We start from the raw sequence: 16,367 nt of genomic DNA on the forward strand, positions 1-16,367 counted from the left end.
TGTCAACTCCTGTTCCGGGCACTTCCCCCGAAAACTGCCGGACATTCAAGCTGCTGGCGTGGTGGGCACCTGCCCCAGCTGCCACTAGCTTCAACCGCCGACCGACTGAAACTCGTACTCCGAGGAGGACGGCTTCGGCCCGGTCGAGATGAACTCGTTCAACCACTACTCCTACGGCGCGATCATGGAGTGGATGTACGAGAGCATGGCCGGCATCGCGAAGGACCCGGCGCACCCCGGCTTCAAGCACTTCTTCCTCCGGCCGCACCTCGACCCGACGGGGCGGATCACCCAGGTCGCCGCCTCGCACCTGTCGCGTACGGCGAGATCGTCAGCGCCTGGACGGCGGCCGGCCACCGCCTGGCCTACCGCGCCGCCGTGCCCGCCAACAGCACGGCGACCCTGCGCGTCCCGGCCGCCGATCCGGCCTCCGTCCGCGAGGGCAGGACCCCCCTCTCCCGCGTCCGGGGCGTGGAGTTCCTGGACTTCACGGACGGCACCGCCTCCTACCGGCTCCCGTCCGGGCGCTACGAGGTGACGTCGGCGCTCGCCTGATCGCCCACCAGCACCACCTCCAGGGTGCGCGGACCGTGCACCCCCTCGACCCGGTCCAGCTCGATGTCGCTGGTCGCCGACGGACCGGAGATCCACGTCAGCGGACGGACCGGGTCGAGGCGTTCGAGGGCCTGCGGCACGGAGGCCACGACCTGGTCGGGAACGCGTACGACGCAGATGTGGTGGTCCGGTACGAGCGTGATGCGGCGGCGGCCCTGGTCGGGGCCGCCGTCCAGGACGAGGGTGCCGGTCTCGGCGATGGCGAGCGCGCAGCCGGTGACCACGCTGGCGACCTTGTCCAGCTCGTGCGGTGTGCTCACGGCGCGGTCGTGCACACGGGTGGGATCAGCCGCGGACATCCACTCGGGCGGCAGCCCGGGAGGCACGAGCACGTACCGCGGTCCCCGCTCGGCCAGCAGCCGCATGATCAGGTACGGCAGTTCCTCCTCGTCCGTGCGGTGCACGATCGCCCGGTAGTCCGCGAGGTTCTCCGCCAGCAGATCCACCGTCCGCCCCGCATCGCGCTCGCCGTGCTCGCGCAGATAGTCCCGCGGAACCGCCTGCTCGTACGGCGTGCCGTCCTGCCCGACGTCCGCCAGCGCGCGCCGCACCCGACCCAGGATCCGGTCCCTGCTGCTCACTTCGCCCCGTCCTTTCCGCTGCCGCCGTGCGTGCGCTGCCACCAGTCCCGGAACGGCTCCGCCGGCACCGTCGGCAGATCCCGGGTCCCGCTCCACGCGCCGCCCGGCCCCGGGAGGGTGCGCGGATGGAAGCGCCGGGTGCGCGAGGCGAGCCGCTGACCGGTGCGCAGGACGCCTGGGTGGGCGAACGCCCAGCGGGCCGCCCGCATCGCCGCCCGCTCGGCGGCATGCCCCTTGGCCGGCTTGAGCACGACCTTGTTGCCGCCGCGGACCACCGGGCCGCCCGCCACCACCCGCTCCCGCAGATGCACCAGCACCTCGGGGATGTCGATGGCCACCGGGCAGACGTCGTAGCAGGCCCCGCACAGCGAGGACGCGTACGGCAGCGAGGCGTCGATCTCGCTCGCCGTGCCCCGCAGTTGAGGGCTGAGGATGGCGCCGATCGGGCCCGGGTAGACCGAGCCGTACGCGTGACCGCCCGCCCGCTCGTAGACCGGGCACACGTTGAGACACGCCGAGCAGCGGATGCAGCGCAGGGCCTGGCGGCCGACCTCGTCGGCGAGCGTGTCGGTCCGGCCGTTGTCGAGCAGCACCAGATGGAAGGCGCGCGGCCCGTCTCCGTCCGTCGTGCCGGTCCACATGCTGGTGTACGGGTTCATGCGCTCGGCCGTCGAGGAGCGGGGCAGGGTCTGCAGGAACACCTCCAGGTCCCGCCAGGTCGGCACGAGCTTCTCGATGCCGACGACCGAGATCAGCGTCTCGGGGAGGGTGAGGCACATCCGTCCGTTGCCCTCGGACTCGACGACCACCAGCGTGCCCGTCTCGGCGACCATGAAGTTGGCGCCGGAGATGCCGACCTTGGCGCGCAAGAACTTCTCGCGCAGGTGCAGCCGGGCGGCCTCGGCCAGTTCGGCGGGCGTGTCGCTGAGGCCGTCGGGCGCCGGGCGGCCCCACTTCGCCATCTCGTGGGCGAAGATGTCCCGGATCTCACCGCGGTTGCGGTGGATCGCCGGGACCAGGATGTGCGAGGGCCGGTCCTCGCCCAGCTGCACGATCAGCTCGGCGAGATCCGTCTCGTACGCCCGGATGCCCTCCGCCTCCAGCGCCTCGTTGAGCCCGATCTCCTGCGTGGCCATCGACTTGACCTTGACGACCTCGGACTCGCCGGTCTCCTTGACCAGGCCGGCGACGATCCGGTTGGCCTCGTCGGCGTCGACGGCCCAGTGGACGGTGCCGCCCGCCGCCGTCACCGCCTCCTCCAACTGCACCAGATAGTGGTCGAGGTGACGCAGCGTGTGGTCCTTGATCCGCCGTCCCGCCTCGCGCAGCTGTGCCCAGTCCGAGACCTCGGAGACCGCCTTCTCGCGTTTGGCGCGGATGGTGTGCGTGGCGTGCCGCAGATTGCCGCGCAGGGTGGGATTTCGCACCGCCTCGCGCGCGGCCGCCGGAAAGGCCGGCATGCCGACAAAGGTTCCGCTCACAGTGCCGGTTCCTCCTCCGTGCTCGCCAGGATCTCCGCGATGTGCACCGGCCGCATCCCGGTGCCGAGCCGGGTCATGGTGCCGCCGATGTGCATCAGACAGGAGTTGTCCGCCGCGCACAGCACCCCGGCGCCCGTCGACTCGGCGTTGCGCACCTTGTCGGCCCCCATGGCCGCCGAGACGTCGGCGTTCTTCAGCGCGAAGGTGCCCCCGAAACCGCAGCACTCGTCCGCGCCCGGCAACTCGACCAGCTCCAGTCCCTTCACCGCCTCCAGCAGCCTGCGCGGCCGGTCACCCAGACGCAGCCCGCGCAGCCCGTGACAGGTGGGGTGGTACGTCACCCGGTGCGGGTAGTGCGCCCCCACGTCCGTCACCCCCAGCACATCCACCAGGAACTCGGTGAGTTCGTACGTCTTGTGCACCACCGGCGCCAGGGCGGTCGCCAGCGTGCTCCCCCGCCCCTCGGCGCGGGCCCGCGCGCCGATCCGTGGATACAGCTCCCGCACCATCGCCCCGCACGACCCGGACGGCGTCACGATCGCCTCGTACTCCCCGAAGACATCGGAGAAATGCCGGGCCAGCGGCTCCGCCTCACGTCGGTAGCCCGTGTTGTAGTGGGCCTGCCCGCAGCAGGTCTGGGCCATCGGGAAGTCGACCTCGACGCCCAGTCTGGTCAGCAGTTTCACCACGGCGCGCCCCGTGTCCGGATAGAGCGTGTCGTTGACACAGGTCAGGAACAGGGCGACACGCATCGCGGCTCCTTGGGGTTGATCATCCGATGAGTGCAGGGTAGTGCGGCGGCGCGGTCCGGGGGAGACCCCGCTCACCCTCCGGCGAGCCGGGCCCCGGCCGCCCGCCAGGGTGCCCGGTCGCCACGCGGTTCGTAGCGGGTGAGCGGCTGGGTGCGGGACAGCAGCCGCCGCATGTCCGTCCGGTCGCCGACGAGCCCGTGGGCCCGCGCCTGCACCAGTACGTTCCCGAGGGCCGCCGCCTCCGTCGGGCCCGCCACCACCGGCAGCCCACAGGCGTCGGCGGTCAGCTGGCACAGCAGCGCGTTGCGCACCCCGCCGCCCACCACATGGACGACGTCCACGGCGTGCCCCGCCAGCCGCTGGGCGTCCTCGACCGCCCGCCGGTGGGCGACGGCGAGCGAGTCGAGGATGCAGCGCGTGACCTCGGCCGGCGTCCCGGGCACCGGCTGCCCGGAGACACGGCACGCCTCGGCGATCCGCTCCGGCATCCGCCCCGGCGCGAGGAACGCCGCGTCCCCCGCGTCCACCACCGACCGCAGTCCCGGCACGCCGGCCGCGGCCCGCAGCAACTCGTCGAGCTCCGGCTCGCCCCAGGCCCGTACGCACTCCTGGAGCAGCCACAGGCCCATGATGTTGCGCAGGTAGCGCACCGTGCCGTCCAGCCCCAGCTCGTTGGTGAAGTTGGCGGCCCGGCTCTCCTCCGTCAGCACCGGCGCGTCCAGCTCCAGCCCGGCCAGCGACCAGGTGCCGGTGCAGATGTAGGCGAAGCGCTCCCCGGACGCCGGTACGGCGGCCACCGCGGACGCCGTGTCGTGCGAGGCGACCGCGGTCACCGGAACGGGACCCTCCAGCCCCGTCTCCTCCAGTACCTCGGGGCGCAGCACCCCCGCCGGGTCGCCCGGCCGGCGCAGCGGCGCGAACAGGCCCAGGTCGACCCCGAGCCGCGCGGCCACCGCGTACGACCAGTCCCGCGTCCCCGGATCGACGAGCTGGGTGGTGGAGGCGTTGGTGAGCTCGGTGCCCTGCTCCCCGGTGAGCCAGTACGACAGCAGGTCGGGAATCAGCAACAGGCGTTCCGCAGGATCGAGGTGACCGGCCGAACGGGCGGCGGCGAGCTGGTACAGCGTGTTGAAGGGGGCGTACTGCACTCCGGTCGCCGCGTACAGCTCGGCGGCCGGTACGCTCGCCCACACCTTCTCGGCGACGCCCTCGGTGCGCCCGTCCCGGTAGTGCACGGGATTGCCGAGCAGCGCCCCCTCGGCGTCCAGCAGCCCGTAGTCCACGGCCCAGCTGTCGATGCCGACGGAGTCGACCCGTCCCGCCGCCCGCAGTCCGTCGAGGACACCGGCGTACAGCCCGAGCACGTTCCAGCGCAGCCCTTCCGGCACCCGCACCGGCCGGTTGGGGAATCGGTGCGCCTCGGTCAGCTCCAGCTCGTGCCGTCCGACGCGGCCGACCATGACGCGTCCGCTGGACGCGCCGAGATCGACCGCGGCGTACGACGTCACGGCGCTGCTCACCGCAGGAACGCGGCGGCCACGCCGGCGTCGACCGGGACGTGCAGCCCCGTGGTGTGCGTCAGCTCCCCGCCGGTCAGCGCGTACACGGCGGCCGCCACATGCTCCGGCAGCACCTCGCGCTTGAGGATCGTCCGCTGGGCGTAGAACTCCCCGAGCTTGTCCTCCGGCACTCCGTACACGGCCGCCCGCTGGGCTCCCCAGCCGCCCGCGAAGATCCCCGAACCGCGCACGACGCCATCCGGGTTGACGCCGTTGACCCGGATCCCGTGTTCGCCCAACTCGGCTGCCAGCAGGCGCACTTGATGAGCCTGATCGGCCTTGGTGGCGGAGTAGGCGATGTTGTTGGGCCCGGCGAACACGGCGTTCTTGGAGGCGATGTAGACGATGTCACCGCCCAGCCCCTGAGCAATCATCACGCGCGCCGCCTCCCGCGAGACGAGGAAGGAGCCGCGCGCCATGATGTCGTGCTGGAGGTCCCAGTCCCGGGCCGAGGTCTCCAGCAGCGGCCTGGAGATCGAGATGCCCGCGTTGTTCACCACGAGGTCGACGCCGCCGAAGGCGAGCAGGGCGGCCTGGAACGCCTCGGCGATCTGCCCCTCGGAGGTCACGTCGACGGTCACGGCGACGGCCTTGTCGCAGCCGCCCAGTTCCTCGGCGACCCGGGCGGCGTTGCCGGAGTCGAGGTCCGCCACCACGACACACGCGCCCTCGGCCACCAGCCGGTGTGCGATCGCCCTGCCGATCCCGCTGCCCGCGCCGGTCACCAGCGCCACCCGCGTGGCGAGCGCCTTGGGCTTCGGCATCCGCCGGAGCTTGGCCTCCTCCAGCGCCCAGTACTCGATACGGAACTTCTCCGACTCCTCGATCGGCGCGTACGACGACACGGCCTCCGCCCCGCGCATCACGTTCACGGCGTTGACGTAGAACTCGCCGGCGACCCGGGCCGTCTGCTTGTCCTTGCCGAAGCTGAACATGCCCACACCCGGCACCAGCACGACGGCGGGGTCGGCGCCGCGCATGGCGGGGGAGTCGGGCAGGGCGTGCCGCGCGTAGTAGGCGGCGTACTCCTCCCGATAGACGGCGTGCAGCTCCCGCAGCCGCGCGACCGTCTCGTCGAGCGGAGCCGCCGGCGGAAGGTCGAGGACCAGCGGCCGGACCTTGGTGCGCAGGAAGTGGTCCGGGCAGGACGTGCCAAGCGCGGCGAGCCGCGGATGCTCGGCGCGCGCGAGGAAGTCGAGCACGACGTCGGAGTCGTCGAAGTGCCCCACCTGCGGCCGGTCCTGCGAGGCGAGGGCACGGACGTAGGGCGCCAGCGCGGCCGCCCGCGCCCGCCGCTCGGCCTCGGGCAGCGCCTCGTACCGCTCGACGACCGCCCCGAACGGCTCGGGCCTGCCCCGCTCGGCGAGGAACGCCTCCGCGGTCCGGATGATGTGCAGCGAGTTCCGCTCGCACTCCTCGGCGGTGTCGCCCCAGGCGGTGATGCCGTGCCCGCCCAGGATCACGCCGACCGCCCGCGGATTGGCGGCCTTGACGGCGGCGATGTCCAGCCCGAGCTGGAAGCCGGGCCGCCGCCACGGCACCCACACCACGCTGTCCCCGAAACACTCGGCGGTCAGCTTCTCCCCGTCCGCCGCACAGGCCAGCGCGATCCCGGAGTCGGGGTGCAGGTGATCGACGTGGGCGCAGTCCACGAGCCCGTGCATCGCCGTGTCGATGGAGGGCGCGGCGCCCCCCTTGCCGTGCAGGCAGTAGTCGAACGCGGAGACCATCTCGTCCTCCCGTTCGACCCCGGGGTACACCTCGACGAGCGCCCGCAGCCGGTCAAGCCGCAGCACCGCCAGCCCCGCCTCGGTGAGCGTCCCGAGATCCCCGCCGGACCCCTTGACCCACATCAGCTCGACATCACCCCCGGTCACCGGATCGGTGGCGGTGCCTTTGGCGGAGGCGTTGCCCCCGGCGTAGTTGGTGTTCCGGGGATCGGAGCCGAGCCGATGGGAACGGGCGAGCAGGGCGGCGGCCTCGGGGTGGGTCGACATGGATGTCCGGTCCTTTCAGGAGGAGGTGCGGGTGTGGTGCCTTCCAGGGGCGCGGGGAACTGCGCGACCGGCGACACACGGCCCGCACCCCGCGGAGAACAGAACCCGGCGGACGCTCACGCGCCCCAACCGGCCTGCCGCCCCCCGACCCGCTCGGCGACGATCTTCTCGGCCCACCCGGACCGGGCGTACGCGGCCAGCGGCTCGGCGTCCAGTCCCATCTCGCCCCGCACCTCACGAAGCAACGGCCGCACATCCGTGTTGTAGGCGTCCATCAGCACGGCATTGGCCCCGAGCACATCCCCGTCCCGCTGAGCCGCGGTCAGCGCCCCCCGGTCGACCAGCAGGGCCTTGGCCGTGGCCTCCTGCACATTCATCACCGAGCGGATGATCGCCGGGATCTTCGCCTCGATGTTGTGACACTGGTCGAGCATGAACGCGACCCCGGACCTGGCGCCGAACCCGCCCCCCCGCACGACCTCGTACATGATCCGGAACAGCTGGAACGGATCCGCCGCCCCCACCATCAGGTCGTCGTCCGCGTAGAAGCGGGAGTTGAAGTCGAATCCCCCGAGCTTCCCCTCCCGCAACAGCGTCGCCACGATGAACTCGATGTTGGTTCCCGGCGCGTGATGCCCCGTGTCGACCACGACCTGCGCCTTCGGGCCGAGCTTCAGGCAGTGCGCGTACGCCGTCCCCCAGTCCGGCACGTCCGTCGTGTAGAACGCCGGCTCGAAGAGCTTGTACTCCAGCAGCATCCGCTGCCCCTCGCCCAGCCGCCCGTACACCTCGGCCAGCCCCTCCGCCAGCCGGTCCTGCCGCTCGCGCACGTCGTCCTGCCCGGGATAGTTCGTCCCGTCCGCGAACCACAGCTTCAGGTCCCGTGACCCGGTCGCGTCCATGATGTCGACGCACTCCAGCAGGTGGTCGACCGCCTTGCGCCGCACCGCCGCGTCCGGGTGGCAGATGCTGCCGAGCCGGTAGTCGTCGTCCTGGAAGGTGTTGGAGTTGATCGCGCCCAGTTTCACCCCGCGCTCCCCGGCGTGCTTCGCCAGCGCCGCGTAGTCGTCGACCCGGTCCCACGGGATGTGCAGGGCGACGGTGGGGGCGACACCGGTGAACTCGTGCACCTTCGCCGCGTCGTCCAGTTTCTCGCGCGGATCGCGGGGCACGCCCTGCTGGGCGAACACCTTGAACCGGGTCCCCGAATTGCCGTACGCCCACGACGGCGTCTCGACTGCCTGGGTCTTGAGCGCGGCCTTCACCGCGGCGAGATCGCTCACTGCTGGGCTCCTGTTGCGTCACGACATGATGAAACGATTCAGACCCGCAAGCTATGAGCCCTGTGAAGGAGTGTCAAGCGGTCCGGCCGAGCCTGTTCTTCGTATTCAGCAGTGACCATCGGCTATCGAAAACTTTTCGAACCCGCCCATTGACGTGACATGCCCGGCCCGCCTAACGTCCCGGCAATCCAGTTGAAACCTTTCACGACGCGAGCGGGCCGCCTCGCCGCCCGCGCGCCGCGTCGTCGAGGAGCCCCTCATGACCCACCCGTCCGACACGGGGCCGGCCCCGGTAGTGGCGCTCAAGGGCATCTCCAAGTCCTTCGGCGCGGTACGCGCCCTGCGGGACGTGTCCCTGGAGTTGTTCCCCGGAGAGGTGCACGCTCTCGCCGGTGAGAACGGCGCGGGCAAGTCGACCCTCATCAAGACGCTCGCCGGCGTGCACCGGCCGGACGCCGGCCAGGTGCTGCTCGACGGCGAGCCCGTCGTCCTCCACGGCCCCGGCGACGCCCGTGACGCCGGTATCGCCGTGATCTACCAGGAGCCCACGCTCTTTCCCGACCTGTCGATCGCCGAGAACATCTTCATGGGCCGCCGGCCCCGGCGCGCCCTCGGCCGCATCGACCACAAGGCCACCCGTGCCGCGACGCTGGCGCTGATGACACGCCTCGGCGTCGCACTCGATCCCGACCGCCCGGCCCGCGGCCTGTCGATCGCCGACCAGCAGATCGTCGAGATCGCCAAGGCGCTCTCCTTCGACGCCCGCGTCCTGGTCATGGACGAGCCGACGGCCGCGCTCACCGGCAGCGAGGTGGCCCGCCTCTTCGGCGTCGTGCGCACGCTCCAGGAGCAGGGCGCCGCCGTCCTGTTCATCTCGCACCGCCTGGAGGAGATCTTCCGGATCTCCCGCCGGGTGACCACCCTGCGCGACGGCGCCTGGATCGCCTCGGAGCTCATCGACGGCATGACCGAGGACGACCTGGTCCGCAGGATGGTCGGCCGCGACCTCGACGAGCTCTACCCCAAGCAGGACGTCCGCCCCGGCGAAGTCGCCCTGAGCGTCCGCCGGCTGACCCGCGAGGGCGTCTTCACGGACGTCTCCTTCGAGGTGCGGCGCGGCGAGATCGTAGGACTCGCGGGCCTTGTCGGCGCCGGGCGCACCGAGGTGGCGCGGGCCGTCTTCGGCATCGACCGCCGCGACGCCGGCGAGGTCGAGCTGGACGGGCGCAGGCTGCTGAACGGCGCCCCCTCCACCGCCATGGCCGCCGGGCTCGCCCTCGTCCCCGAGGACCGGCGGGCCCAGGGCCTGGTGATGGGCATGTCCATCGAGCGCAACATCGGCCTGACCGGGCTGCGGACGACCGTCAGGGCAGGCCTGATGGACCGGGGCGCAGAACGCAGCCGCTCCCTCGACTGGGCCGTCAGGCTCCAGGTCAAGTACGCCCGGATCGCCGACGCCGTCTCCACACTGTCCGGCGGCAACCAGCAGAAGGTCGTCCTCGCCAAATGGCTCGCGACCCGGCCGAAGGTGCTGATCGTCGACGAGCCGACCCGCGGCATCGACGTCGGCACCAAGGCGGAGGTGCACCGGCTGCTGTCCCAGCTCGCGGCCGACGGCGTGGCCGTGCTGATGATCTCCTCCGACCTGCCCGAGATCCTCGGCATGGCCGACCGCGTGCTGGTGATGCATGAGGGCCGGCTCACCGCCGAGATCCCCCGCTCCGAGGCCACCGAGGAAACCGTGATGGCCGCAGCCACCGGGAGGGCCGCGTGAGCGACGTACGCGCGGCGGCCGGGCCCCGCACGACCACGACGCCCGCACCCGCCCGCCGCACGGGCGCAGAAGCGAACAGGAGGGGCACAGCATGACGGTGACCACCCCGCAGCCGGCCCCCGTCGCCGAGGTGCCCCGGTCGAGCGGCACCCGCCTGGTCGACCGCGTCTTCAAGATGCGCGAACTCGCCATCCTGGTCGTCTTCCTGGTGATGATCGCCGTCACCCAGGCGGGAAACAGCGAGTTCCTGTCCGCGCAGGGCATCAAGGACCTGCTGCTCAACGCGACGATCCTGGTCCTGGTCGCCACCGGCCAGTCGCTCGTCGTCATCACCCGCAACGTCGACCTGTCCGTCGGCTCCACCCTCGGCATCAGTGCCTTCGCCGCCGGCACCTACCTCCAGGGCGGCGGCAACCCCGTGCTCGCCGTGGCGCTGGCGGTGCTGACGGGCATCGGCTTCGGACTGCTCAACGGCCTGCTGGTCAGCCTCGGCCAGGTGCCCGCGCTGGTGGTGACCCTGGGCACGCTCTACATCATCCGCGGCATCGACTCCATCTGGGTCGGCTCCCGCCAGATCACCGCCGCCGACCTGCCCGGTGGATTCGTGGACTTCGGCTCCGGCGGCATCTCGGCGGTGCCCTGGCTCGCGCTGATCGCCCTCGCCGTCCTGGTGGCCACGGCGTACTACCTCAAGCACTTCGGCAGCGGCCGGGAACTGTACGCCCTCGGCTCCAACCCCGAGGCCGCGCGGCTCGCCGGCATCCCGGTCAGGAAGCGGATCCTTGCGGCGTACACCTTCTGCGGGGCGCTCGCCGGGCTGGCCGGCGCGATGTACCTGGCCCGGTTCGGCAACGTCGACTCCGGCACCGGCAACGGCTACGAACTCACCGTCGTCAGCGCCGTCGTGGTCGGCGGCGTCGTCTTCACCGGCGGCTCCGGCAGCGTCTACGGCGCGGCCCTGGGCGCACTGCTGCTGACCTCGATCAACAGTGTGCTCCCCGCGCTCGGCGTCAGCTCGGTCTGGGTGCTCGCGATCAACGGCATCCTGCTCATCCTCGCCATCGCCGTGGACCGTGTGGTCGCCCTGCGTGTGGCGTCCGCCCTGAAGAAGAGGAACGCCCGCCATGCCTGAGTCCTTGACGCGCGCCGTCCGCTGGGACACGGTCGTGGGCGCCCTGCTGATCGTCGTGCTGCTGCTGTCGTTCGGCTTCGTCGACGGCTTCGGAAACGCGCTGAACCTCTCGTTCCTCATCGGCAACACCCTGCCCATCGCACTGATCGCGCTGCCGATGACGCTGCTCGTCGTCGCCGGCGAGATCGACCTGTCCGTCGCCTCCACCGCCGGGCTGTCCGGCGCGGTCATGGGCGCCCTGTGGAACCAGGGCATGACCATCGAGACGATCATCCCGCTGTGCCTGCTGCTCGGCGTGGTGTGCGGGCTGGTCAACGGCCTGCTCGTCACCCGGCTCGGGCTGCCGTCGCTCGCCGTCACCATCGGCACCCTCGCCGCGTACCGGGGCATCGCGCAGATCGTGCTCGGCTCGGACGCGGTGACCGACTTCCCCTCCCCGTACCTGGACTTCGCGGCCGGGCGGATCGGTGACACCTTCCTCCCGTACGCCTTCCTGCCGTTCCTCGTACTGCTGGCGATCGCGGTGGTCGCGCTGCACGCCACGCCGCTGGGGCGGTCGCTGTTCGCGATCGGCGCGAGCGCGGAGGCCGCGCGGTTCGCCGGGATCAGGGTCAAGCGGCAGAAGCTCGTCCTGTTCACGGTGACGGGCCTGATGGCCTCGCTCACCGGTGTGTTCTGGGCGCTGCACTACGCCAGTGCCCGCTACGACAACGCCACCGGCCTCGAACTCTCGGTCGTGGCGGCCGTGTTGCTCGGCGGGATCGACTTCGACGGAGGCAAGGGCACGTTGGGTGGCGCCATCGCCGGGGTGTTCCTGCTGGGCGCCCTCCAGAACGTGATGAGCCTTCAGGACGTGTCCGCGCAGTCGCAGATCGTCGTGACCGGTGTGCTGCTGGTCCTCTCGGTGCTCGGCCCACGGGTCGCACGCCAGATCACCGCCGTGAGGGCGGCACGCTCCACCGGCTAGGCCGTGGCGAGCCGCGGGCCGTACGTGGTCGCTCGCGCAGTCCCCCGCGCCCCTGACGGGGCGCTCAACCCACCTTCGTCGCAAAGGACCCGTCATGCGTAAGACATCCCTCCGCCGTACCTGCGCGGCGCTCGCCGCCGCCACCTCCCTCGCGCTCGCCCTCACCGCCTGCGGCGGGACCACCAAGAAGGACGTGGCCGAGGAGGGCGGCTCCGCCGCCGCGGCCGGCAAGGCGGACCCGAACGCCGAGCTCAAGAAGGGCCTGACCGTCGGCTTCCTGCCCAAGCAGGTCAACAACCCCTACTTCACCAGCGCCGACAAGGGCGGCGAGGCGGCTCTGAAGGAGCTCGGCTCCAGCTACAAGGAGGTCGGCCCGTCCAGCGCCACCGACACCTCCGGCCAGGTCTCCTACGTCAACACGCTCACCCAGCAGCAGGTCGATGCCATGGCCGTCTCCGCGCAGGACCCGGGTGCCCTGTGCACCGCGCTCAAGCAGGCCATGAGCAACGACATCAAGGTCGTGACGTACGACTCCGACACCAAGCCCGAGTGCCGCAACGCCTTCGTCTCGCAGGCGTCCGCCGAGGACCTCGGCCGCACCGAGGTGCAGTTGCTCGCGGAGCAGATCGGCTACAAGGGCGAGATCGCGATCCTGTCCGCCGCGCAGACCGCGACCAACCAGAACACCTGGATCGAGTTCATGAAGGACGAGCTCGAGGATCCCAAGTACAAGGACATGAAGCTGGTCAAGATCGCATACGGCAACGACGACGCGCAGGCGTCCTTCCAGCAGACCCAGGGCCTGCTCCAGGAGTACCCGAACCTGAAGGGGATCATCTCCCCGACCACCGTCGGCATCAAGGCCGCCGCCCAGTACCTGTCCGGCTCCAAGTACAAGGGCAAGGTCAAGCTGACCGGCCTCGGCACCCCCAACGACATGCGCAAGTACGTCAAGAACGGCACCGTCGAGGCGTTCGAGCTGTGGGACCCGGCGAAGCTCGGCGAACTGGCCGCCCGTACCTCCGTCGCGCTGGTGTCGGGCCAGATCACCGGCAAGGAGGGCGAGACCTTCACAGCCGGCGACATGGGCGAGTACACGATCGGCGCGGACGGCGTGATCAGCCTCGGCAAGCCGACCGTGTTCGACGCCGGCAACATCGACCGGTACGACTTCTGAGCGCCCGGGGTCCGTTGATGCAGCGTGTGTGTTTTCTGCTGAAGGTGCGGGCGGACCGCCTCGACGAGTACCGCGAGCGGCACGCCGCCGTGTGGCCGGAGATGCGCGACGCGCTCTCGGCCACCGGCTGGCACAACTACTCGCTCTTCCTGCGCGAGGACGGCCTGCTGGTCGGTTACCTGGAGACCGAGGACTTCGCCGCCGCCCGGGCCGGGATGGAGGCCACCGAGGTCAACGCCCGCTGGCAGACCGAGATGGCGCCGTTCTTCGAGTCGCCGGACGGCGCCCGGCCCGACGAAGCGATGAAGCCCCTGACCGAGGTCTTCCACCTCGCCTGAGCCGCGGAGCCGCCGGTGGTGCCGGTGCACCGAGCCGCTCCTGGACGAGTACGTGCAGCGCCCCTCGCGCCGCATGTCATCGGCCTCCCGCTGCCCGCGTCACCGCTGCTGTCCCCGAGCGGCGTGAGGGTAGTGTGAAGGCCTTCCCGTCGCCCCTTGTTCTCCTGGAGGTCGCTGCCCGATGGCCCAGTCGGTGGGTATCAAGGACGTCGCCCGAGCCGCCGGCGTGTCCGTGGGCACGGTCTCGAACGTCATCAACCGGCCGGAGTCGGTGGCCATCGAGACCCGGGCGCGCGTGCAGTCCGCCATCGACCGGCTGGGCTACGTCCGCAGCGAGTCCGCGCGCCAGTTGCGCGCGGGCCGCAGCCGGATCATGGGCCTGCTCGTCCTGGACATGGGCAACCCCTTCTTCGTCGACGTGGCCCGCGGCGCCGAGCGCGCCGCCCGCGAGGCGGGCCTCGGCGTGATGGTCTGCAACAGCGCCCAGGACGCCTCGGAGGAGGCCGACTACCTCTCGCTCTTCGCCGAGCAGCGGGTGCGCGGCGTCCTGCTCACCCCGGCCGACGCGACCGGCCGCAACATCGAGGGTTTCCGCCGCCACAACATCCCCTTCGTCCTCGTCGACCGGGTCGCGGAGGGCGCCACCGAGTGTTCCGTCTCCGTGGACGACGTGGCGGGTGGCGCCCTGGCCGTACGCCACCTGGTGGACGCCGGGCACCGCTCCGTCGCGTACGTCAGCGGACCGCCCGGCCTCACCCAGGTGCGCGACCGCCGCACCGGCGCCCTGAACGCCCTGGCCGAGGCGGGCCTCGGCCCCGAGGCGCTGCGCGAGCTGCCCACCGAGCGGCTCGACGTCGCCGCCGGCCGCGACGCCGGCGCCCGGCTGCTCGGCCTCGCGGACCGCCCCAGTGCCGTCTTCTGCGCCAACGACCTGCTCGCGCTCGGCGTCCTCCAGGCGTTGTACGCGGCCGGCGTGAGCGTCCCCGACGACCTCGCCCTCGTCGGCTACGACGACATCGAGTTCGCCGCCGCGGCCGCCGTACCCCTCACGTCCGTACGCCAGCCCGCCGTCACGATGGGCGCGCTGGCCGCCGAGCTCCTTCTGGAGGAGACGGAGACGGAGGCGGACACCGGGGCGCGGAACGGCACGCCCCGGCACGAACACCGCCGGGTCGTGCTCCAGCCGGAGCTGGTGGTCCGCCGCTCCAGCCTGCCGGGCCGCTGAACGGCCGCACTGACCGGGCGTTCAGCACCACCGCGATCCAGCCACTGCACCGGCATTCAGCGGCCGTTCATGATCCCCGGCGGTGGCGGCCGGCCGGCGATGTGCTGAACTGGGACGCGGTCCGCACCGTCGTCACTGTCGTCACACCGGGAGCCCTGTTGAGCGCCAGCTACCGCCAGCCCGGCGTCGTCCTCACCGACCGCCACTTCTCCGTGCCCCTGGACCACGACGACCCGGCCGGGGAGACCATCGAGCTCTACGCCCGTGAGGTCGTCGCGAGCGAGAAGGCGGGGCAGGACCTGCCGTGGCTGCTCTACCTCCAGGGCGGCCCGGGCTTCGGGGCGAATCGTTTCGTCGGAAAGCAGGCCTGGCTCGGCCGGGCCCTGAAGGAGTACCGCGTCCTCCTCCTCGACCAGCGCGGCACCGGCCACTCCACGCCCGCCGGCCGCCAGACGCTCCCGCTGCGCGGCGGCCCCGCCGAACAGGCCGACTACCTCACGCACTTCCGCGCCGACGCGATCGTCCGCGACTGCGAGGCCGTCCGCCGCGAGGTCACCGGCGGCGCGCCCTGGACCGTGCTCGGCCAGAGCTTCGGCGGCTTCTGCACCGTGCACTACCTGTCGAGCGCCCCCGAGGGCCTGGCCACCGCCGTCATCACCGGCGGCCTGCCCTCCCTCGACGCGCACGCCGACGACGTCTACCGCGCCGCCTACCCGCGCATCGAGCGCAAGGTCGCCGCCCACTACGCCCGCTACCCGCAGGACGTCGAGCGGGCCCGCCGGATCGCCGACCACCTCCTGACCCACGACGTGGTCCTGCCCAACGGCTACCGGCTCACCGTCGAGGCATTCCAGTCCCTCGGCATCGTCCTCGGCGGCAGCGAGGGAAGCCACCGCCTGCACTACCTCCTGGAGCACGCCTTCGTCCGCACCCCGCAGGGTTCCGTCCTCTCCGACGCGTTCCAGGACGAGGTCCAGGGTCTGCTCTCGTACGCCGGGCACCCGCTGTACGCGCTCGTCCACGAGGCCTGCTACGGCCAGGACCACCGCCCGACCGCGTGGTCGGCCGAACGGATCCGCGCGGACTTCGCGCAGTTCGACGCCGCCAAGGCGCTCGCGGGCGACGGACCGCTGCTCTTCACCGGAGAAACGATCCACCCCTGGATGTTCGACTGCGACCCGGCGCTGCGCTCGCTGCGCGAGACCGCCGAACTCCTCGCCGCCCACACCGGCTGGCGGCCCCTGTACGACCCCGCGCGCCTCGCCGCCAACGAGGTGCCGGTCGCGGCCGCTGTCTACCACGACGACATGTACGTCGACACGGCCCACTCGCTGGAGACCGCCCGTGCCGTCCGCGGTCTGCGCACCTGGGTCACCGACGAGTTCGAGCACGACGGCGTGCGGGCCGGCGGGCCCCGGGTCCTCGACCGGCTGCTGGCGCTGGCGCGAGACGAGGTCTGAGGTCAACCCGCCCTGACCACGGGCTA

The 16,367-nt window shown here is 71.7% G+C and carries 13 protein-coding genes and 1 pseudogene; 8 read left to right on the top strand and 6 right to left on the bottom strand.

From position 1 onward, the window contains the following. Positions 1-109: 109 nt before the first annotated feature. Positions 110-555 (top strand): annotated as a pseudogene (locus ACFV6X_RS16560) (alpha-L-rhamnosidase C-terminal domain-containing protein); the annotation flags it as partial. Here the strand turns inward: ACFV6X_RS16560 and ACFV6X_RS16565 are convergent. From ACFV6X_RS16565 to rhaI, 6 genes are all read right to left on the bottom strand, one after another. Then, positions 528-1,196, bottom strand: coding sequence for a lactate utilization protein C (locus ACFV6X_RS16565; protein ID WP_385383598.1), 669 nt, complete (start codon positions 1,194-1,196; stop codon positions 528-530). The pseudogene ACFV6X_RS16560 and the gene ACFV6X_RS16565 sit on opposite strands and share 28 nt — an antisense overlap. Then, on the bottom strand, positions 1,193-2,677 hold the full coding sequence (locus ACFV6X_RS16570; protein ID WP_385383601.1) for a lactate utilization protein B: 1,485 nt from the start codon (positions 2,675-2,677) through the stop codon (positions 1,193-1,195). Before ACFV6X_RS16570 ends, ACFV6X_RS16565 begins: the two co-directional genes overlap by 4 nt. Continuing rightward, positions 2,674-3,429: a (Fe-S)-binding protein gene (locus tag ACFV6X_RS16575; protein ID WP_365459036.1), complete on the bottom strand. Its 756-nt coding sequence runs from the start codon at positions 3,427-3,429 to the stop codon at positions 2,674-2,676. The genes ACFV6X_RS16570 and ACFV6X_RS16575 overlap by 4 nt, the downstream gene beginning before the upstream one ends. Before the next feature lie 71 nt (positions 3,430-3,500). After that, entirely contained in the window at positions 3,501-4,949 is a 1,449-nt protein-coding gene (locus tag ACFV6X_RS16580; protein WP_385383605.1) for a rhamnulokinase family protein, read from the bottom strand. Beyond that, complete coding sequence (locus ACFV6X_RS16585; protein WP_385383608.1) at positions 4,946-6,985, bottom strand: bifunctional aldolase/short-chain dehydrogenase; 2,040 nt, start codon at positions 6,983-6,985, stop codon at positions 4,946-4,948. Before ACFV6X_RS16585 ends, ACFV6X_RS16580 begins: the two co-directional genes overlap by 4 nt. A gap of 116 nt (positions 6,986-7,101) precedes the next feature. Further along, positions 7,102-8,268 carry an L-rhamnose isomerase gene (gene rhaI, locus ACFV6X_RS16590; protein WP_385383610.1) on the bottom strand — a complete coding sequence of 389 codons (1,167 nt, stop codon included), beginning with the start codon at positions 8,266-8,268 and terminating at the stop codon, positions 7,102-7,104. A gap of 259 nt (positions 8,269-8,527) precedes the next feature. On the opposite strand from rhaI, the gene ACFV6X_RS16595 reads away from it, so the two are divergent. From ACFV6X_RS16595 to ACFV6X_RS16625, 7 genes are all read left to right on the top strand, one after another. Continuing rightward, on the top strand, positions 8,528-10,042 hold the full coding sequence (locus ACFV6X_RS16595; protein ID WP_385383613.1) for a sugar ABC transporter ATP-binding protein: 1,515 nt from the start codon (positions 8,528-8,530) through the stop codon (positions 10,040-10,042). Between the two features lie 91 nt (positions 10,043-10,133). Further along, positions 10,134-11,174, top strand: a complete 1,041-nt coding sequence (locus ACFV6X_RS16600; protein ID WP_385383616.1) for an ABC transporter permease — start codon at positions 10,134-10,136, stop codon at positions 11,172-11,174. Further along, positions 11,167-12,141: an ABC transporter permease gene (locus ACFV6X_RS16605; RefSeq protein ID WP_385383619.1), complete on the top strand. Its 975-nt coding sequence runs from the start codon at positions 11,167-11,169 to the stop codon at positions 12,139-12,141. The genes ACFV6X_RS16600 and ACFV6X_RS16605 overlap by 8 nt, the downstream gene beginning before the upstream one ends. A gap of 94 nt (positions 12,142-12,235) precedes the next feature. After that, positions 12,236-13,318: a rhamnose ABC transporter substrate-binding protein gene (rhaS, locus tag ACFV6X_RS16610; RefSeq protein WP_385383622.1), complete on the top strand. Its 1,083-nt coding sequence runs from the start codon at positions 12,236-12,238 to the stop codon at positions 13,316-13,318. A 17-nt stretch (positions 13,319-13,335) separates the two neighbouring features. Further along, entirely contained in the window at positions 13,336-13,656 is a 321-nt protein-coding gene (locus ACFV6X_RS16615; protein ID WP_385383625.1) for an L-rhamnose mutarotase, read from the top strand. Positions 13,657-13,837: 181 nt separating this feature from the next. Continuing rightward, positions 13,838-14,881, top strand: coding sequence for a LacI family DNA-binding transcriptional regulator (locus ACFV6X_RS16620; RefSeq protein ID WP_385383628.1), 1,044 nt, complete (start codon positions 13,838-13,840; stop codon positions 14,879-14,881). Positions 14,882-15,039: 158 nt separating this feature from the next. After that, the gene (locus tag ACFV6X_RS16625) at positions 15,040-16,341 is read left to right on the top strand and encodes an alpha/beta fold hydrolase (RefSeq protein WP_385383631.1); all 1,302 of its coding nucleotides are present in this window, start codon (positions 15,040-15,042) and stop codon (positions 16,339-16,341) included. Positions 16,342-16,367: the final 26 nt, after the last annotated feature.

It is taken from the genome of Streptomyces sp. NPDC059861 (assembly GCF_042731435.1).
Lineage (GTDB): Bacteria > Actinomycetota > Actinomycetes > Streptomycetales > Streptomycetaceae > Streptomyces.